General features: G+C 44.7%; 20 protein-coding genes. 2 read left to right on the plus strand and 18 right to left on the minus strand.

Translation table 11 applies throughout. The annotated features are described in order from the left end of the window. Window positions 1-5: 5 nt before the first annotated feature. Both D8877_RS09530 and D8877_RS09535 read right to left on the minus strand, forming a co-directional pair. A complete protein-coding gene (locus tag D8877_RS09530) occupies window positions 6-497 on the minus strand; it encodes an HD domain-containing protein (protein WP_049553184.1) in 492 nt (163 codons plus the stop codon). Between the two features lie 44 nt (window positions 498-541). Beyond that, window positions 542-1282, minus strand: a complete 741-nt coding sequence (locus D8877_RS09535) for a TrmH family RNA methyltransferase (protein ID WP_125341040.1) — start codon at window positions 1280-1282, stop codon at window positions 542-544. 83 nt (window positions 1283-1365) lie between these two features. Here D8877_RS09535 and D8877_RS09540 point away from each other — a divergent pair, with 83 nt between their 5' ends. Both D8877_RS09540 and yidC read left to right on the plus strand, forming a co-directional pair. Then, a complete protein-coding gene (locus D8877_RS09540; protein ID WP_049553182.1) occupies window positions 1366-1644 on the plus strand; it encodes an acylphosphatase in 279 nt (92 codons plus the stop codon). Window positions 1645-1725: 81 nt separating this feature from the next. After that, entirely contained in the window at window positions 1726-2649 is a 924-nt protein-coding gene (gene yidC, locus D8877_RS09545; RefSeq protein ID WP_011837365.1) for a membrane protein insertase YidC, read from the plus strand. A gap of 116 nt (window positions 2650-2765) precedes the next feature. Here the strand turns inward: yidC and D8877_RS09550 are convergent, their stop codons facing one another. From D8877_RS09550 to D8877_RS09625, 16 genes are all read right to left on the minus strand, one after another. Further along, on the minus strand, window positions 2766-4001 hold the full coding sequence (locus tag D8877_RS09550; RefSeq protein WP_011837366.1) for a sensor histidine kinase: 1236 nt from the start codon (window positions 3999-4001) through the stop codon (window positions 2766-2768). After that, a complete protein-coding gene (locus D8877_RS09555) occupies window positions 3985-4686 on the minus strand; it encodes a response regulator transcription factor (protein ID WP_032905350.1) in 702 nt (233 codons plus the stop codon). Before D8877_RS09555 ends, D8877_RS09550 begins: the two co-directional genes overlap by 17 nt. Window positions 4687-4690: 4 nt before the next feature. After that, a complete protein-coding gene (locus tag D8877_RS09560) occupies window positions 4691-5311 on the minus strand; it encodes a GTP pyrophosphokinase (RefSeq protein WP_002909074.1) in 621 nt (206 codons plus the stop codon). A 153-nt stretch (window positions 5312-5464) separates the two neighbouring features. Continuing rightward, window positions 5465-5947: a transcription elongation factor GreA gene (greA, locus tag D8877_RS09565; protein ID WP_002894584.1), complete on the minus strand. Its 483-nt coding sequence runs from the start codon at window positions 5945-5947 to the stop codon at window positions 5465-5467. A gap of 145 nt (window positions 5948-6092) precedes the next feature. Continuing rightward, the gene (gene mltG, locus D8877_RS09570) at window positions 6093-7592 is read right to left on the minus strand and encodes an endolytic transglycosylase MltG (RefSeq protein ID WP_002909073.1); all 1500 of its coding nucleotides are present in this window, start codon (window positions 7590-7592) and stop codon (window positions 6093-6095) included. A gap of 50 nt (window positions 7593-7642) precedes the next feature. Beyond that, window positions 7643-8158 (minus strand): GNAT family N-acetyltransferase, encoded by a 516-nt coding sequence (locus tag D8877_RS09575; RefSeq protein WP_125341041.1) that lies wholly within the window; start codon window positions 8156-8158, stop codon window positions 7643-7645. Then, the gene (locus D8877_RS09580) at window positions 8158-8670 is read right to left on the minus strand and encodes a GNAT family N-acetyltransferase (protein ID WP_125331116.1); all 513 of its coding nucleotides are present in this window, start codon (window positions 8668-8670) and stop codon (window positions 8158-8160) included. The genes D8877_RS09575 and D8877_RS09580 overlap by 1 nt, the downstream gene beginning before the upstream one ends. A gap of 11 nt (window positions 8671-8681) precedes the next feature. Further along, entirely contained in the window at window positions 8682-10016 is a 1335-nt protein-coding gene (gene murC / locus D8877_RS09585; protein ID WP_125331115.1) for a UDP-N-acetylmuramate--L-alanine ligase, read from the minus strand. A gap of 282 nt (window positions 10017-10298) precedes the next feature. Continuing rightward, window positions 10299-10958, minus strand: coding sequence for a divisome accessory protein ZapJ (gene zapJ / locus D8877_RS09590; protein WP_125331114.1), 660 nt, complete (start codon window positions 10956-10958; stop codon window positions 10299-10301). Window positions 10959-11012: 54 nt separating this feature from the next. After that, window positions 11013-14114, minus strand: a complete 3102-nt coding sequence (locus D8877_RS09595; protein ID WP_125353173.1) for a pilus expression-regulating Snf2 family helicase — start codon at window positions 14112-14114, stop codon at window positions 11013-11015. A gap of 127 nt (window positions 14115-14241) precedes the next feature. Beyond that, entirely contained in the window at window positions 14242-15552 is a 1311-nt protein-coding gene (gene der, locus D8877_RS09600) for a ribosome biogenesis GTPase Der (RefSeq protein ID WP_048772932.1), read from the minus strand. Window positions 15553-15594: 42 nt separating this feature from the next. Beyond that, window positions 15595-16311, minus strand: a complete 717-nt coding sequence (locus tag D8877_RS09605; RefSeq protein ID WP_125341043.1) for an NADPH-dependent oxidoreductase — start codon at window positions 16309-16311, stop codon at window positions 15595-15597. Next, on the minus strand, window positions 16308-17207 hold the full coding sequence (dnaI, locus tag D8877_RS09610; RefSeq protein WP_048772927.1) for a primosomal protein DnaI: 900 nt from the start codon (window positions 17205-17207) through the stop codon (window positions 16308-16310). Before dnaI ends, D8877_RS09605 begins: the two co-directional genes overlap by 4 nt. After that, on the minus strand, window positions 17208-18362 hold the full coding sequence (locus D8877_RS09615) for a DnaD domain protein (protein WP_125341044.1): 1155 nt from the start codon (window positions 18360-18362) through the stop codon (window positions 17208-17210). It abuts the gene before it with no gap. Then, the gene (nrdR, locus tag D8877_RS09620) at window positions 18363-18836 is read right to left on the minus strand and encodes a transcriptional regulator NrdR (protein WP_002894570.1); all 474 of its coding nucleotides are present in this window, start codon (window positions 18834-18836) and stop codon (window positions 18363-18365) included. 170 nt (window positions 18837-19006) lie between these two features. After that, window positions 19007-19822, minus strand: coding sequence for an endonuclease/exonuclease/phosphatase family protein (locus D8877_RS09625; protein ID WP_125353176.1), 816 nt, complete (start codon window positions 19820-19822; stop codon window positions 19007-19009). Window position 19823: the final 1 nt, after the last annotated feature.

The raw sequence follows: 19823 nt of genomic DNA on the forward strand, positions 1-19823 counted from the left end.
AACATTTACGGTTTCAGCATCTTTCGATGAAAGAGCTTGCGATTACCGCCCTTGCGTCTCCAAGGTGCCGTCGCTTCTTTGACGGCCCAATACTTGTCTACCATTGTCACAACGAATGATTCTTTGTAACGAGGCGGTGCCAAAGTCAGGCCCCACATGTGCTTGACGATAATGTCCTCTTCGACCTTATTGAGTTTGGTAATCTTACGAGCATTGCGAACTGCCAGCCTCGGATGAACCCAAGCATGACTCTTCTTAAACTTGGTCACACGCCAGTCATAGTAGAATAAGTCATGAAGCAGGGCACCGCGTGCCGTACTGCGAGCATTCCAACCAAATTTTTTGGCAATTCTGTAACTAGTATAACTTACATTGATGGAATGTTCAAGTCTATTGGAATGAATATGATGGGGAATTTCTTTCAGGCGCTGCACACTGGGCTTTTCAATCAGGTGCCCAACATAAGCCATAAATTCCTCGTCCTTTTTGTAAGGCATAGAATCACCTCCCTTGCCAACTATTATATCTCTTTTTCTGATTTTTAGCTTAAATGAAAGATTAAAATACCAGCAGCGACAGCAACATTGAGACTTTCTGCCTGCCCCTTCATGGAAATATGGACCAGAATATCAGCTGCTGCCGTCATTTCTGGACTAATCCCCTGCCCTTCATTGCCCATAACTAGGGCAAAGCTCTCTTTGCTGTCTACCTCTCTGTAATCGATAGATATTGACGACAAGGTCGACGCTAGAATCGGCAAACGGGAAGACTGAGTCAGCCTAATAAAATCAGCTGTATCCATCCGATAAACTGGCAAATGGAAATGGCTCCCCTGCATAGAGCGCAGCGTTTTTAGGTTATAGATGTCTGCCGACGAGCTAGAGATGAAAACCCCGTCAAAGCCAGCTGCATCCGCGGTCCGAATGATGGTACCGACATTACCTGGATCCTGAACGTCCTCCAAGAAAAGATAGCGTCCACTTAACTCCGATGGTATTTCTTTCCTTTCAAAAGCCACTTCCGCGACAATCCCCTGTGGCGTCTTACTATCAGCTAAATCTGCTAAAATCTCTGGACTGACAAAGATTACCTGAGAAAAATCAGCTAATCGCTCTGCGTATTCCGCTAAAGCAAAAATCCGAATCAGCTCTGCCCCGTTGCTGACAGCTTCCTCAAATAAATGCCAGCCCTCGATCAAATAAGAATCCTTGCGGTATTTTTTGTGATGAAGTTTTTTAGCTTTTTTTACCACATTATTGGCTTTTGAGGTTATAATATTCATAAGAACATTATACCACAATTTAGCAGACTTGCACTCATACTGAGGGCTTAAATCCCTCGGTTTGCTCACTAAAGGAGGACGCCATGCAGAAAGTTAAAATGACAGCTCAAGGACGAGTACAAGGGGTCGGATTCCGCTGGGGAGTTTATTCTCTAGCGCTGGAAATCGGAGGTATTACCGGCCGGGTCTGGAACAATGATGACGGTACTGTTGGCATTCTGGCTCAGGCTGATGACCCAGCTCTGATGGCCAAATTTATCCAAGAAATCCGCAAAGGACCGACACCTTTTTCTAAGGTCAGTTATTTGGATGTGACCATGGCTAATTTTGACTCCTATCCTGACTTTAAAATTTCAAATTAGGTCTACAGAACTATTGTATATTTTGCAAAAAAACAGTAGAATAGATAGGTATTATTTTTTAGAAACAAAGGATATGAACTCGTGAAACATTTCAAACGCTTTTTATTCTCCGGTATGGGACTGGCTGCGCTTCTTTTCCTGTCTGGCTGTGTAGGCCGCGACAAGGCCGGTAATCCTTCTGGTCTGATCTGGGATGTGATTGGTCAGCCTATGGCGGATGGTATCCAATTTTTCGCCAAGAATTCAGGCTTGGGTTATGGTCTGGCGATTATTATCGTTACGCTCATCGTGCGGATTATCATTCTGCCGCTAGGAATCTATCAGTCTTGGAAGGCAACGCTTCAGTCTGAAAAGATGAACTACTTTAAGCCGATTTTTGCCCCAATCCAAGAGCGAATCAAAAATGCCGAAACTCAGGAAGAGAAAATGCAGGCTCAGCAAGAACTGATGGCTGCTCAAAAAGAGAATGGACTCAGCATGTTTGGCGGTATAGGCTGTCTGCCTCTGCTTATCCAAATGCCTTTCTTCTCAGCCCTCTTCTTTGCCGCTCAGTATACTCAAGGAGTTGCAGGCAGTTCCTTCCTCTGGATTAAAGACCTGGCCAAAAGCGACTTGGCTTTGACTGCCATTGTCGGTATCCTCTACTATATCCAGTCGGTGCTCTCTCTGCATGGTATTGAAGATGAAACTCAAAGAAACAGCATGAAACAGGCTTCTTATATGAGCCCTATCATGATTGTTGGTTTCTCTTTCTTCTCCCCTGCCGCAGTCACTCTCTACTGGGTAGTCGGTGGATTTATCCAAATCATCCAGCAATTTATCATCAACTACATCATTCGACCTCGCTTGAGAAAACAGGTAGCAGAGGAATTTGAAAAAAATCCTCCTAAAGGCTTGAAAAAAGCGAGTCGGGCTAAAGATGTTACTCCAAAAACTCAGCCGGCTATTGAGCAAAAGAACAAAAAGAAAAAGAACCGCAATGCTGGTAAGCAACGGTCAAGATAAAGAAAAATTCTTCTAGTATTAGCTAGAAGAATTTTTTTAATCTCAAGTAAAAATCAGCATCGCCGATACAAAAAGCTCAGCAAAGAAAGCAATAACTGATGAATGAGGTGACTCTATCACAGTAAAACGGTAAAGCCAATCAATCCTTTCTTATATGAAACCCAAATCCTGCCCTTGAAAATCCGAACCAGACTTTCTGCCATGGATAGGCCAATCCCGTAGCCAGGCTGCTTCTGATTATGCGATTCGTCTTCGCGATAGAAACGGTCAAAGAAACGGCTATAATCAACATTCTTACCATCAGCGTAACTATTGGCTACCGTCAGACGAGCTCGTTTCCCCCGCTTAGCCTTGGTCAGGGTGACAAAAATTTGTCCATCTTCGTCACAATACTTGCAGGCATTGTCAATCAGGATACTAACCAATTCATAAAGTTCATCTTCAGTTGCCTTGACATGAATGTCTTCCTGCAGCTTGATCTCGTACTTCTTGCCTACCTTCTCAATAACAGACTTGAAGTTTCCTGCTACTTTTTTGACAACTTCTGAGAAATTCACATCCACCAAAGTAACATCTGGCTGCTCTTCCAGACGGGCCAGAACGACCATTTGATTAATTAGATTGCTGAGGCGCTTGACCTGGTCCTTGGTGCTTTCTGTCCATTCATTTTCGCCAGTCATCAGCTCTTGCAGCTCCGTATTGGCTGAGATGATTGCCAATGGCGTCTTCAGTTCATGTCCAGCATTAGTGATGAAACGTTTTTGGTTTTCATAGTTTTTGATATAGGGACGGATGGCAAAGTTGGAAAATCCAGACACGACTAAAACAAAGAAAATAAAGCTATAGAAACACAACTGGATAGATAGCCAGAAAAAGTCATTGCGGCTTTCGAGATAATTAGTCGAATCTAAGACTACCAGTAAATAGCGCTTGGTCTTGGAATCCTGCGTTATCTGGTAGGAATAAAATTGACTGCCTACCTTAAAAACCCCACTGCTGCGACTGTCCTTAATCACTTTGTTAGCATAGCTAAGCGCCTGCTCCTTAGATAGATTGGAAAGATGATCCAAGTTGGTGGAGTAAAGTGTTTTGTCTTCCTTATAAACCACACTGAAATAGCGGTATTGGTAGATGGTATCAATGGTAATACGGTCGTTTTGCAAGCTCTCTGCCGTTTCTTCTACGCTGGGAAAATCTCCATTATTGGCAGATAGAATATTGAGAACGGCTTGGATTTCTCCGTTGGTCTGCAGAAAGCGAACGGAGTTTAAGACAGCAATCATGGTCAGCAAAATACAGACAATAGCCGCCGAAGCCAGCAGAATGAACCGAATTTTAAGCTTCCGAAACATGGCCATCTCCTTCCAACGGCACCAGAGTGAAACTGCCGCCTTCCTCACCCAAGATAGCAAGATCAGCATGAATAGCCTTCAGCTTCTGACGCAAATAAGAAATATAAATCCAGACGAAGCCTTCGTCCAAATCCTCATCCTCGTCTTTAGACCAAACATGGCGGAAGATTTCCTGAGTGGAAAGACTCTTCTGGGCATTGAGCATAAGAAATTCCATCATTTTAGATTCCTTGCCGGCTAGGCGGATTGAGTTGGAGCTAATGAGTTCATGCTCTCCGACATTGAGGCTGGTTTGGCCAATCTGCAGCAAATTGGGAGTGAACGTCGCTACCCGTCTGGACATAGACCGCAGGCGAGCTAGAAGCTCTTTCAGAGAGAAGGGCTTAGTCAGATAATCATCTGCACCGGCATCCAGCCCTGTGACCTTGTCATCCACCTCTGACATAGCTGTCAGCATGATGACATGGGTAGTATTGCCGGTTTGGCGGATTTCTTTCAATGCTTCAATGCCTGTCTTAACCGGCATCATGATATCCAGAATCATCAAATCATAAGCATTTTCCTTGGCTAAGTCCACAGCTTCTTGCCCATCAAAGGCTGTATCAACCTGATAGCCTTCATGGGTCATCGCCGTTTCCAAGACACGGGACAGCTGCTGCTCATCTTCTGCTAATAAAATCTTCATCATCTCACTCACTTTCTCGAATCAAATTGCGGATGGTCTGCATGGTCACATCACAGGACGCCAGCTCATCTGCACAGCGTTTCAGCTCACGAACAATCCGCTTGCTGTCTTTTATCTCGTGCTTGTACTTCATCTGATGCTCTAAGCTGGCCCAAGAGTCCATGGCAATGGTCCGAAGTTGGATTTCTACAAAATAGCGGCCGGGATTTTGACCATGACAATCCTCATAAGGAGTCTCCACCTCTAATATCAAGTGGTAGGAGCGATACCCATTGGGCTTGGCAGCTCGGATATAGTCCTTTTCCAGAACAATCTCACAGCCCTCCAGCTGACGAAGCACCTCAATAGTCTGATAGATGTCCTCGATAAAACCGCAAACAATCCGAATCCCAATCGCATCACGAATTTCTTTTAGGGCTGACTCTGGCGTCCTAGGCAGATTCTTGCGTTGACATTTCTCTTCCATACTGGCTGCCTGCTTGACCCGTGCATTAAAATGCTCAAAAAGCTTCTGCCCTGTTTCCTGCTTGACTCGATCATTAGCCTCTTGAATACGCTGACTAAGATCATCTAAAATCTTGGGCAGATAGACGCCGTATTTCCCATAAATATCTTGCTCTTGCATACAGTTCTCCTACTTTTCTAGCTTATTCTCATTATAGCATAACCATCTGTCTTTTCTCTATTTTTCCCCTGCTCTTCTTATCTAGCCTACACTCTCTGTCTTAAAAGAAACGAAAAAAGAACCAGTCTTCTAGCCAGTTCCTTTTGGTATCGATTAAACGGTTTTTTCAACCTTGAGAATTTTAACGTCGTAGCTGCCAACTGGTGTTTCGACTGTTGCAGTATCACCTGTTTTCTTGCCAATCAAAGCTTGTCCAATCGGGCTTTCATTGGATACCTTGCCTGCGAAAGCATCTGCACCAGCAGAACCAACGATAATGTAAACTTCCTCTTCGCTTTCGCCTACTTCTTGGATGGTAACTGTTTTGCCGATAGCTACCTCGTCCTTGGCTACAGCGTCACTGTTTACAATCTCAGCGTAGCGGATCTTGGTTTCCAGACTAGAAATCTGTCCTTCCACAAAAGCCTGCTCGTCCTTAGCAGCTTCGTATTCACTGTTTTCTGACAAATCGCCGTATGAGCGGGCAATCTTAATACGTTCTACCACTTCTGGACGACGCACCAATTTCAATTCTTCTAATTCTTTTTCTAGTTTTTCCTTTTCCTCTAGGGTCATAGGATAAGTTTTTTCAGCCATTTTTTCTCTTTTCTTTTATTTTCTTTTATTTTTAAACTAAAACAAGAGGCTGAGACAAGTCTGTATCAGTCCCTTTTTTATATAGCAGGACCGAGAAAGCTAGAACTAAATGCACTAGCTTTCTCTCGTCTGCAATGATAGCAGTCTAATTAGAACTGCTGCTGGATTGAGTGAGCTTGCTGTTGACATGCTCCTCAACATTTTTGGCGTGTTCCTCATAAGTATTGGCGAAGTAAACAGCGCCTGTTTCAACATTTGCCACAAAGTAGAGGTAGTCCGTCTTACTTGGATTAATGGTAGCATCCAGAGCAGATAGGCTCGGACTATCAACTGGTCCAGGCATAAGCCCTTCTTTTTTATAGACATTGAAAGGCGAATCGATATTGGTATCAATTTCAGCGTCCTCTTTCAGAGTCGTTTTCTTTCCTAGCTTGCCTTGAGCATAAAGGATAGCGATATTACTCTGAAGCGGCATCGCTTGATTGAGACGGTTGTAAAATACGCTGGCAATATCTTTGCGGTCCTGGTCTGTTGAACCTTCTTTTTCCACTAGAGAAGCAAGAGTCAGAACTTCATTAACCGTTAGGTTCTTCGCTTCGATAGTAGAGTAATAAGAAGACAGATTGGTATTCATTGCGCCCAACATTTGATCAATCAAGCTTTCCAGATCCGCATCCTCACCATAGTTATAAGTGGCAGGGAAGAGGTAACCTTCTAAGCGATACTTGACTCCGCTGTCCTTGCTTGGCAATGTGCCCAGCAGCTGTGGATATTTAGCCGCCATCTTGGAAATGAAAGCTTCATCCTGCGCCTTAGCTAGGAAATCGTCCTTACTAAAAGGTGTCTTACTAGTCTTCTTAGAAGTTGCAGCTGCATTAACCGTCACAGCCTCTGCAATCTGCTCCAGCGTATAGCCTTCAGGAATAGTAACCTTACCAACAACTGGTGGTTGTGGCGTATCCGTTCCACCTTCCTGAAGCTGCCGAGCAATGGTATCTAGATCCATACTCTTCTGGAGATTGTAATAGCCAGACTGGTAATTGTTAAAGCTTTTAATCTTGGAATACAGACTAAAAACTTGGGCATTTTTAATCAGCCCCTTTTTCTCAAGGATTTCTCCAATCTGCTTAGAGCTTGAACCTTCTGGTACTTCAACCGTCACATATTCTGTTGCGTTTGCATCAACAGGTTTAAGAGCTGAAGATACATAAGTATAGCCGACAACTCCTGTAACCACAAGTCCCAGTAGGACAATCAGCAGAACCGTTGTCATAATCCTGCGGGCTAAGGTGTTTTGACGTTTTTTCTTGACCGTGTTGTTGGCCCGATTAGCCCGAGATAGGACCTCATTGGGCTTCTTATCTTCCTCATCCAATCGGCCATAGACCTGAGGATGAGCCTTTTCATTCTCTGCAACCTTGTAGGAAACATCTACCGAAGCCGGTCTAGCTTCAAAGTCGTCCGCAGCTGCTGTTTCTTTTGCAGAAGCAGAGTCCGCTTCTGACTGGCTAGTTGAAGAGGGAGTTTGTTCTTCCTTTTCTCCAGCTAAATCTTTCAAAATCTGCTCTTTAAAGCTCAGATTCTTCTCTTTGTCTTGTGATTTTTCAGTCAAAAATTTGACCTCCTTCATCATAATCCCTAACATTATATCTTAAAAGTCAGATAAATGCAATAAGAGTAGGATTTTCTAGCTTATTATTGTTTTTTTTGCAGTTTGAGACTAGGATTTTCCCAGACCATATCAAACCAAGTAGCGCCTGCGTAAGTTGATTGTGACAAACCTTCATTTACAAAGGCATGCTTCTCGTAGTAAGCGGTGAGATAGTCGTGGCAGGTCAGATTGATGCCGTGGCGTTCATCTGCTATAGCAATTTCTTTCATGGCTTCCAATAGCTTGCGGCCGATCCCCATCCCCTGAGCATCTTTCGAGATAGAAAGGCTGGTCAGAGAGATAAAGCCACCGTCCAGATGACCATAATCTTCAATCTCCTCTGTAAAGGAAATATCCTTTAAATAACGTTCTGGACGGACAGGTCCCTCCAGATAGCCCAAAATCTTACCGTTCTTTTCTGCCACCAAAAAAGTTGAAGATAGGGTTTGGATATGTGCTGCTAGACTTTCGCGGCTAACAGCCTCTTCTGGACTGAAATTTTCCAATTCGATAGCATAAATGGCATCTAAGTCAGCCATTTGAGCTTGACGGACAATCATCACTTCTCCTTAAAATTGGGATTTTCCCACACCATATCAGACCAGACAGCTCCACCATGAGTTGAGTCAGAAATCCCTTCATGGACGAAACCATTCATCTCATAATAAGGTATCAGCTCATCATGACAGGTTAGGCTAATGCCCTGTCGATTTTGCTGAACAGCTGTCTCCTTGAGAGCTGCAAGCAACAAGGTTCCGACCCCCTGCCTCTGAAAATCCGGATGGACGGACAGACTTTGGACGGCAATGAAGCCACCTTCTGGAGGATTAGCACCCACCTTGCTAAAGAGATCATCTGTCAGATATCGCGTCTGAATAGCTGATCCAACAATATAGCCCGCCAGCTGACCATGCAGCTCTGCTAGCAAAAAAGTATCTGGAATCTGCTCAATCCGCTCTTTGAGAACTTCTGAACTGGCTGCCTCTGCTGCTGGAAAATTCAGCTGTTCAATTGCAAGAATTTCCTCCCAGTCGCTCAAGTCGGCCTGCCTAATTCGAATCGGTGCTTCCATCAAGTCTCCTTCTACTGAACATTGCTGGTCAGATTGGACAGGAGACGTTCAAAGGAATATTCATAGGTCTGGATGTCACCAGCTCCCATAAAGACATAAACGGCATTATCGTGGTCAAGAAGCGGAGAAACATTATCCACATCAATAACCTTAGCCCGCTTCACAATCTTTTCAGCCAGATCTTCGACCTTAACATCGCCATTGTCCACCTCACGCGCAGATCCGTAAATCTGAGCTAGATAGACTGAGTCAGCCTGATTGAGGGCTTCCGCAAATTCGTCCAATAGAGCAATGGTCCGAGTGAAGGTATGCGGCTGAAAGATCGCGACGATTTCCTTGCTTGGATATTTCTGACGGGCTGCATCCAGAGTTGCGATAATTTCCGTTGGATGGTGAGCAAAGTCATCAATAATAACTGTTTCGTTAACAATTTTCTCTGTAAAGCGGCGCTTAACTCCGCCAAAAGTCTTGAGGTGTTCCCGAACTAGATTCAAATCAAGACCTGCAGTGTACAAGAGGCCAATTACTGCTGTCGCATTCATAATGTTGTGGCGGCCAAAGCTTGGAATTTGGAACTCACCCAGCTCTTGCCCGCGGAAAGAAACTTTAAAGCCTGAACCGCTGGTAGAGCGCAAGAGGTCGTGAGCAACAAAGTCATTGCCCTCTTCCTTGAAGCCATAGTAGTAAATCGGGGCATTGGACGTAATCCGGCGCAGCTGCTCATCCTCTCCATAAATGAAGAGTCCTTTGGTAATCTGCTTGGCATAGTCATTGAAAGCGTTAAAGACATCTTCCAAGCTCGTGAAATAATCCGGATGGTCAAAGTCGATATTGGTAATGATCGAATATTCCGGATGATAAGGCATGAAATGACGCTCGTACTCGTCTGACTCAAAGACAAAATACTTGGCATTGGCAGAACCTCGACCAGTACCATCCCCAATTAAATAGCTAGTATCCGTGATATTGGAGAGAACGTGGGAAAGAATACCAGTTGTAGAGGTCTTCCCGTGGGCACCAGCCACTCCCAAGCTAACAAAGTCACGCATGAAGCTACCTAAAAACTCATGGTAGCGTTTATAGCCAATCCCGTTTGCGTCTGCATAGGCAATTTCTACATTGTTATCTGGACGAAAGGCATTGCCGGCAATGATTTCATAGTCTGGCTGGATGTTCTTTTCATCAAAAGGCAGGATGGAAATGCCAGCTTGCTCCAGACCTCGCTGAGTGAAATAATATTTATCAACGTCACTGCCCTGAACCTTATGGCCCATCTGGTGCAGCATCAAAGCCAAAGCGCTCATACCAGAGCCCTTAATCCCGATAAAATGATAGGTTTTCGTCATGATTACTCCTTAAGATACAAGGCCATAAAAGCAAGTCCAAAGAGGAAAATCTCCGCAGACCCTAATTAGCCCGCAGGGATTTTCTTTCTTTACAAGCTTTTAGGCACCACCAAAACACCAAAGAAGCCGGACCAATCAGTAAGTCCCAGCTTCTAGCATCGATTTTCTTCAACCGATGATGGATGTTATATGCAGATAAATTTTACATTTACATAATCAACTAGCAATTTTCCTTATAAACATCAGAAAATTGCAGGCAGAAAAGACTTGAGCAAGCCAGCTTTAATCACTGTCCAAGCCTGTCAAGTTCAGCTCTTGAGCCTTAGAATGCTTCAACTGCTCCTCCTTAGCTCTATCCTGATTATAGATCTGACTGGTTTTTAAAAAATCATAATTGTTCTTCTTAGGCTTTTCTTCCGGCTCCTGTGGCTGAGGGCTATACTCAGGCTGAATATCCGCCAAAATATAGTTATCCTGCTGAAGCCTATCGCCAAACTTCGTAAATTCCCCTGATGTTTTCTTCTGAAAAGGGGCAGTTGGCTTCGGTCTTTCCGCATTAGAAGCTGTCGGAAGCTTTCTGCTGCGGACCTTAGTCGGAAGGTCGCTGGTCAGATAAGGCGCTGAACGCTTCTTTTTCAAATCAGCCCGAGCTTCCTCGCGTGCCTGCTCAGCATAACGAATGGCCGGATCTTTCTTATCAATCGGCTTTTTAAAATCCTTGAAAGCAGACTGCTTTTGCAGCGGTCTTCTGATAGCCTGACTGGCAGCGATGGGAGCATGCCTGCTGGAGTCCACAATCGGCATCCATTCCAAATAATTACGGTCAGTATAGTCTCCGGTAATGTTGCTAATGAGATCCAGTTCGTCATAAAGATTCATATGCGGCATTTCCGTCAGCATGATTTCATCATCTGACACCAGAGGAAATTGTTTATCAGTCATATCTTTTTCCTTTCAACCCTTCATTATTATAAACTATTCAGGCTATTTTTCAAGCTATTCTGCCGAAATTCCCAGAATTTCTCGAATTTCCTCCACAGAGAGACTGGATTTAGCTTCTGCTCCGTCCAGAATAGTCGAAACCAGATTGCGCTTGCTCTCCTGAAGCTCCTGTATCTTCTCCTCAATCGTACCCCGTGTAATCATCCGATAGACTTCGACATTGCGCTCCTGACCGATACGGTGGGCACGGCCGATGGCCTGGGCCTCAACCGCTGGATTCCACCAGAGGTCAACCAAGATGACTGTGTCAGCACCGGTCAGATTGAGACCGACACCTCCGGCCTTGAGGGAGATCAGAAAGGCTGAACGCTGGCCGTCATTGAATGCTGTTGTCATGTCCTGACGCTCCTTGGCCGGAGTAGAGCCTGTAATCTTAAAGGACTCCATTCCAAGCTTGTCCAGCTCGCTCTCGATAATATCCAGCATACCACGAAATTGTGAAAATATGAGGACACGACGATTACCATCTTGTATCTGTTCAAGTAATTCCCGCAAACTTTCCAGCTTACCGCTCTCGCCCTCGTAATCTTCCATAAACAGCTTCGGAGTGTCACAGATCTGGCGGAGGCGCATAAGACCTGACAAAATCTCTATCTTACTGCGATTGATTTCATCTTCTGTCGCATGGATGATTCTGTCCTGCATCTGCTTGAGCAGAGCCAGATAAATGGTCTTCTGGCTATCTGCCAATTCATTGCGATAGGCAACTTCAATCAAATCAGGCAATTCCTGCAGCACATCTTCTTTCTTGCGCCGCATGACAAATGGTTTGATATAACGGGCGACTTTCTCAGCCGGTAGTTTTAAAAATTCCTTTTTACTTGGCAAAAGTCCTGGCATGACAATTTGGAAAATAGACCAAAGTTCTCCCAGATTATTCTCAATCGGCGTCCCAGAAAGGGCATAGGTATGCTCCACTTCAAAATCCCGCAAATACTGGGCAATCTTGGTCTGGTCATTTTTCATGACCTGAGCCTCATCCAAAATCAAATACTGGAAGTGATTGTCCCGGTATTCTTCCACATCCTGCCTGAAAGAAGCATAGCTAGTAATCGTAATCTGATGCTTCTCCGCAATCAGCTCATCACGAACATTTTTCAGACCATACACCACCGCTACATCCAGATGCGGAGCAAATTTAGCAAACTCATCGCTCCAGTTGTAAATCAGGCTGGATGGCGCCAAGATTAAGACTTTCTTAGAGTCATCTATACGCGAACTCAGAAAAGAAATCGTCTGCAGGGTCTTCCCTAGTCCCATATCGTCAGCCAGAATTCCACCAAATCCATACTTATCCAACATAGATAACCACTTGACACCCGTCTCTTGGTAATCCCGAAGGTCAGCCTTGACTTGCAGCTTGGGAAGAGGAAATTCCTCAGGGTGAGTCAGGTCAAAGGCCAGTTGCTGCACATCTTTTGAAAACTGTACCCTATCCTTGCCCTTGAAAAACTCTGCCAGTTGGTAAGCTGCTAGACTGCTAGTCTGAATGAAGCCATTTTTAGTCTGCTTACTCCGCAGCTGCTGCAAAGTCCTACTCATTTCCTTGGTCTCTTCATCGAAAATCAAAACTTGCCCAGACTTACTGATAAAGAAGTCCTGCTCCTTGAAGAGCGAATCAAGCACCGCATCGACCTCTGACTGCGCAATACCGGCAAAATCAAAACTAATATCTAAAAGGCCACCCTTCATCTTGACAGAGATCCTTGGACTTTCTGTCTGTGCCAGTGCCTCTAACTCTTCTGTCATGCTGACACGGCCCAAAGCCTCAAAATTGGGAATGACTTCTGAGAAGAAATGATAAATTTCTTCCGGCTTCAGAGGCGGTCTCTGACTGTAAAAGTCTGCCACAAAACCTGCCTGCAGCATTTGCTTAAATACCTGCTGCTCATGCTCAAAATTACCTGCAAAAGGCAGACGTTCCAAATCTTTGCGAGTCGTCACTTTCCTGTCTCCATAGTCAAAGACAGTGTCCAAAATCAGACGCTTGTCAGGACCGATGTCAAAGTCAAACTTGGCTGTAAAGTCATGAATCATCATACTTTCAGGTGCTTCTACCCGACCAACCTTTTTAAACTCAGACAAACTGGAAGCCAGCTTCGTTCTCTCTGACAAGTCGAATTGCAGGCGCTTCAACCGATCATGCTCTATAGGCAACTCCCGTAAAGCCTTAATTAGTCTTATCTGCTGAGGATTTAGCTGGTAGAAGGTATCTCCATAAAAAATAAACTGACCATCATAAAGCATCTTATAATTCTTCTCAGCAATGACTAGCTCAAAATGCTCTTCATACTCTTCCACTTGGAAAGTATAAACTTCTGACTCTTCATGTAAATCTTGGAAAAAGACTTCACTGTAGTCATAAAGGCTGTATTCTAAGCGGAAAGAAGACAGATTCATCAAGAAGATAACTCCCTCTTCAAAGATGCTAGCCGGGAAGAAAAGATTGCGCCCAGCATTTGGGAAAATCAAAGAGGAATCTTGCCCCTGATAGTCGAGCACTAGTCCTTGCAGGAAAACGAGCAAATCTTGACTGGCTTCATCAAAATCCTCCAAATGAATAGCCTCATAGTAACTCTTACCAATCTGATAATGTCCGCCCTTTTCCAAGGTCCGAAGGAAGGAAAGAACGTCTCGGACAACATAAGAGCGCTCGTCCGGCAAGCGACTGATTCGGAGACTCCAGAGAAACTGCCCTGTATAAGAATCCTCCTGACCAGTAGCCGAAAGCTCATAACGAACCTGTTGATTGGATTTATCCGGCAAGACTTTATCCAAGAACAAGCTTCCAAAAGAAACCAGCTCTTGGGTCTCCTGACTGGTCAACTCCTCTTCTTCCATACTCTTTAGCACATCTTTTCCAGATGGAGCATTTTTCAGATAATACTCCAAGGCTGCCAGATGGGCACAGTATTTTTTCTTCTGGAAAAAGTCGCAATAACAAAAGATGACATCATCATCCAAGCTATAGCGCAAATTACACTCATCTACACGAGCATATAAAAGAGAATCACTGACCTCAAGGATTACTACCTTATTGTTTTCAACCAGGGCAATTCCTTCTGTCCGAATCTTACCAGGAATTAATTTTGCCATAATTACCACCTTACATTTATCTCACCATTATACCATACTTTCGACATAAAAAAAGAAAAGCAAGCTCTTATGCTTACTTTCATTTTTACATATAAACGTATGTTTGTCAAATTGCTGTTTTACAACTCTATTTCCGCTTCCTTGCAATCAAGTGAATCGGGGTTCCTTCAAAAATAAAGGCCTTGCGGATTTGATTTTCCAAGAAACGCAGGTAAGAGAAATGCATGAGTTCTTCTTCGTTGACAAAGATGACAAAGGTTGGCGGTTTGGTCGCTACCTGAGTCGCATAAAAAATCTTGAGACGCTTGCCCTTGTCAGTCGGTGTCGGATTAATGGCGATGGCATCCATGATAACATCATTGAGCACCGCTGACGGAATACGAGTATTCTGACTCTGACTGATTTTCTTAATCATGTCCGGCAGCTTATGGAGACGCTGCTTGGTTAGGGCAGAGACAAAGATAATCGGTGCATAAGACAGATACTGGAACTGGTCACGAATATCTGCTTCCCAGTCTTTCATGGTATGGTTATCTTTTTCTAGCGTATCCCACTTATTGACGACGATGATCATTCCTTTTCCAGCTTCATGGGCAAAGCCAGCGATTCGCTTGTCGTACTCACGAATTCCTTCTTCGGCATTCAGCACCATCAGAACGACATCTGAGCGATCAATGGCCCGCATAGCCCGCATGACAGAGTACTTCTCTGTGTTTTCATAGACCTTGCCTGACTTGCGCATACCAGCCGTATCGATCATGGTAAACTCCTGACCTTCACTGTCTGTAAAGACCGTATCAATAGCGTCACGCGTCGTACCAGCAACAGGACTGGCAATAACACGCTCCTCACCCAAGATAGCATTGATCAAGCTAGACTTACCGACATTAGGACGGCCAATCAGACTAAACTTAATCATATCAGGATTTTCAGCGACTTCTTCATTTGGCAGATTTTCAACGATGGCGTCAAGAACATCCCCTGTACCAATCCCGTGGACTGAAGAAACTGGGAATGGATCGCCCAAGCCCAACGCATAGAAATCAAAAATCTCATTGCGCATTTCGGGGTTGTCCACCTTGTTGACCGCTAAAATAATCGGCTTATGGGTCTTGTAAAGCATGCGAGCTACATACTCGTCCGCATCTGTAATACCTTCCTTGCCAGACACGACAAAAACGATAACATCTGCTTCGTCCATAGCGATCTCAGCCTGGTGTTTGATTTGCTCCATAAAAGGCGCGTCAACATCGTCAATTCCGCCCGTGTCAATAATACTAAACTTACGGTTGAGCCAGCTTGCTGTCGCATAGATTCGGTCGCGGGTCACCCCTTCGACATCTTCCACAATGGAAATCCGCTCACCGGCAATCCGATTGAAAAGCGTTGATTTGCCGACATTAGGCCGGCCGACAATGGCAATAGTTGGTAAGGCCATGTTTTTCCTCTTTCATTCTTTAGGACAGAGCCAAACTCCGTCCTATTTTTCTAATTTCTTTTCTTTGAACAATTGGTCAATAGCCTGATTTGGCTCCTGACCAAATTGAGCAGCTAGGCGCTGACTCCAGGTCCCCTTAGCTCGCTCACCTGCATATTCAGTCTGTACGCGGTCATAAGCTTGGATAGTTGAACGATCCTGTTCATGATATTCTGCCTCAAAGACCACTGCTTCATAAGGCAGGCGTGGCTTGACTGCATGATTCTGGTTGGGAGTTCCCAGAGCAATCCCAAAGACTGGATAAGTGTAGTCCGGTAGCTTAAAAAGCTCTGCTATTTGACTGGCAGCATATCGAACCAGCCCAATGATTACCCCGCCGTAGCCTAAACTTTCAGCTGCTAACAGGGTATTTTGCCCCGCTAAAGCAGCATCTACTGAGCTAATCAGGAGATTTTCTGTTCCCTCAGGATAAAAGTCTTCCGTATGCATGTGAACGCCCTTTTGAGCTCGATTGAGGTCACCGACAAAAAGCAGGAAGGCCGAAGACTGCCGAATGGCTTCTTGAGGCACCAAGTCAAAGAGGGCTTCTTTTTTCTCTTTGCTTCGCACCACAATGATCGAATAGGACTGGAAATTCTTCCAGCTGGACGCAGCCCGCCCAGCATCAATGATGGCACGTAATTCCTTATCCGAAATCTGCTCCTCCGTAAAGCGGCGAACAGACGTGTGAGCATTCATCAAGTTAATTGTTTCATTCATCGGCGGTTCTCTCCTTCTAGGCGCACCTCCTGAGCCAGAAACTTAATTCGCTCCATAACCCGCTTGGCCTGCCAAGTCTCATCGCCATTCTTAGAGCTGGCAAAGTGACGCTCCAAATCTGCAAACTTAAAGTTAGAAGTAAAGAAAGTTGGCAGATTTTCCTGCATACGGTGCTGGAGAATGACCTGCAAAATCTCATCGCGCATCCAAGGGCTAGACTGCTCTGCACCGATATCATCCAAAATCAGCACTTGAGCTGTCTTGACCTGATCAATCTTCTCCTTGACCAAGCCAGAGCTAATCGCATTCTTAACATCTAAAACAAAGCTTGGATAATGGAGCAGTGTCGTTGAAACACTGCGTTTTTCTGACAAATCATGCGCCAGAGCAGCCATCATATAACTCTTACCGACCCCAAAATCGCCGTAGAGATAAACAGCCTTCTGATAATTCGGGAACTCAGCAACGAAGTTGGTCAAAAGTTCAAAAGCTTTGTAGCGGCCATCATCGTCCAGATCCACCTGAGCCAGACTAGCCTCCTTGAGACTGGCTGGTAGGCTGATAAGATTGAGACGGTTTCTAATGGCCTCCTGTCTCTCCTGCTCAATCAACTCAGGCGTCTCTTCATAGGCAACATCCGCATAGCCTTCATTTTTCACCAAGATTGGCTTATAGCCCTTGGCAATATAGGTCTCATCCCCCAGCAAAAAGCGGTTGCGCTCCGTAATATACTGGTTAAACTTGGAGACACTACGCTGAATCTCAGCTTGGGTCAGCTTTTCCTGCTGGATAAAGGCTGCCACATCTGAATCCGCCATAATCTGCTTGACCAGCTCCTGATAGTCAAACTGCCACACCCTATTCATATGAGGCATATTCTGTCCTATTTTCTCCATTTATTCGCCTCCTCCTTCAAGTTTGGCTAAGAGCCGACGTTTCTGCTCTTCTAGCTCGGCCTGCCTCTCTGCGCTCGTTTTATTTTTATAATCCGGCTGACTCCAGTCAGGTACGTTGCTCTTGGTAGAGCCTTGTCCAGATTTAGCTGGACGGTTCTGGGGCTGCTGGTTGCGCTCACGAATTTTCAAGACAGCTTCCTCAGCTGTCGTCACCTTTTGATAAGAAAAATCATTGGCTACCTTGAGGGCGTACTTTTCATTGAGATTGGCTGAATCCACCTTATTAAAGGTCAAGAGTAAGACTACGTTGATAACCTCGTCCAAAAGGCCTAATTCAGCTAAATCTAGCAAAAGCTTTCTCTCCGTCCTCGTAATAGCAGCCTGACGGGTTTTTTTAATTTCTGCCAGGAAAACCATTGGCGATGTTCGTTTCGCTTCTTGGATAATAGACTGCTCCTGCTTAGAAAACTGACCTTCTGCTGGCTTCTGAACTAGCTTTTGCTTCATCCGCTTGGTAGAAATGACCTGAGAAACGGCTGTTTCTCTAGCCAAGACATAGGTCTCATACCAAGTCCACTTCTTCTGCTCAGCAATTGCAAACAATTCTAGCACATCTTCCTTTTCATTGGCAAAGCGAAGATTGTCCTGAGCCATCCGTTGCTTGAAATACTCCAAGTCAAAATCATTGGCCTTTCGCACTGCCCTTGCTTGCTCAGCTTCCATACCAAACACCTGCATAAAAGGTTTGACCAATTTCTCTCCGCTAGGATTTTCTGGTCGCAGGGCTTCTGCAGCAGCCTCGCCGATTTTCTTTTCTAAGAGCCGACTGTACACATTATGGCTGAAAAATTCCTCCGTCGTTAAGGTTGGGTGGAGTTGAACCAGATAGTGGTCATCTGTTTGATAAAGATCTACTAGCTTAATCGCCGCCAAACGCTCAAAACTTTCTTCTAAAATATTAAGTCCAAAATCTAAATGATTGAGAATCTGACTGAAGAGATGCTGCTTTTGCTCATTATCCCCAAAAGACAGCAGATAAAGATAAAGTGCTATCGCTTCTCTCCCTAAAATCGGCAAATAGAGCTTGGTCAAGACAGCAATATCTGGGCTGACTGCATTATTGCGCAAGAAAGAAAACTGATGGTTTGGTTTCATTTATTTGTCCTTTTTCTTCTTGGACCCCTTGGTAATCTGCTTGAGCAGGCTTTCCAGCTCGCCCACATCCTTGAAACTCCGGTAAACACTGGCGAAACGAACGTAGGTGATTTCATCCAGCTCTGCCAGTTCATCCATGACTAAGGATCCAATATACTCACTATTGATTTCATTGTCGCTCTGACTGCGGACCTTTTGCTCGATTCGGTTGACAATCTCCTCTATTTCGTCACTAGATACTGGCCGCTTTTGAGCGGAGCGAATAATACCGTTAAAAATCTTATCCCGAGAAAATTGCTCACGCGTCCCGTCCTTTTTGACAACCACTAGGGTTCTCTCTTCGACGCGCTCGTAGGTCGTAAAGCGGTGTTGACATTCCTCACACTCACGGCGGCGACGGATTGTATTCCCATCTTCTGCCTGTCTGCTATCAACCACACTTGATTTATTCCCACCACATTTCGGACAACGCATACCATTTCCTCCTAGAATCCTAATACTTCATTATAACACGTTTTCAAGAATAACAAAAGACAGCCGTTTGGGGTGTAAAATTTCGCGATTTTACCCTAAATATATCTTTATCAAAAAGAAAAAGAGAGGCAAACCTGTCTCATTCTCAGTCTTACCTCATCTTTTTACTATTATAAAGTCACTTGCACTTCTAAACCAAAGTGGTCACTGACAACAGGGGTTTCTTTCCCGTCAAAAACGACAGCGGAGCGCTCAATGCTCATCCCTTGACTAGTGAAAACATAGTCTATCTTCAGAGCATGTTTATTATCATCCCAGCCTGCAATAGTCCCTTCTACTGTCGCCTCTCCGATAGCTTCTTTTGCAGCAGTATGGCTATCCTGCAGCTTCAGTGGACTGGCTAAGATAGTCTGGTAGCCTTGTTGACCGACTGGATTGTTGAAATCGCCCATGAGGACCAGAGGAGTTTCTGCTTTTAGCAGCTCTGCTTCAAGCTTAGCCCATTCCCCCTGGAAGCCTTTGTCCCACCAAGACAGATGGCAGGAGGCAATTGTTAGCAATTGACCTTCCACCTCAGTCTCGGCTAGCAAGACCTTGCGGGTATGGTAATCCCTAGGATCATTAACCTCTGATACCAGAACTTCTCTAGGAGTCAGCGGCTTTCTGGACAGAATTGCCACTCCTTCGTTATAAATATCAAACCCAATATGATTATAGGCCCAGGACCAATGATAGTCCAGTCCTGCTTCAGCCAATTTTTCTACCAGACATAGAGCAAAATGGTCTTGATGGATCTCAATTGCGCCCTCAACCGCCTGATAGAAAGGAGCCTGAACAACCTGTTCAGACTCCGTTAATTGATTGACTTCCTGCAGGCAAATGACATCATATTTTTCTTGAAGAATGCGTTCTGCAAGCTCATTAAGCTTGGTTTCTTGCTCTTCTTCCATCCAACTATGAGTATTTAATGTCAGGAATTTTGCCATG

Origin of the sequence: Streptococcus sanguinis (assembly GCF_003943735.1) — a bacterium.
Classification (GTDB): domain Bacteria; phylum Bacillota; class Bacilli; order Lactobacillales; family Streptococcaceae; genus Streptococcus; species Streptococcus sanguinis_E.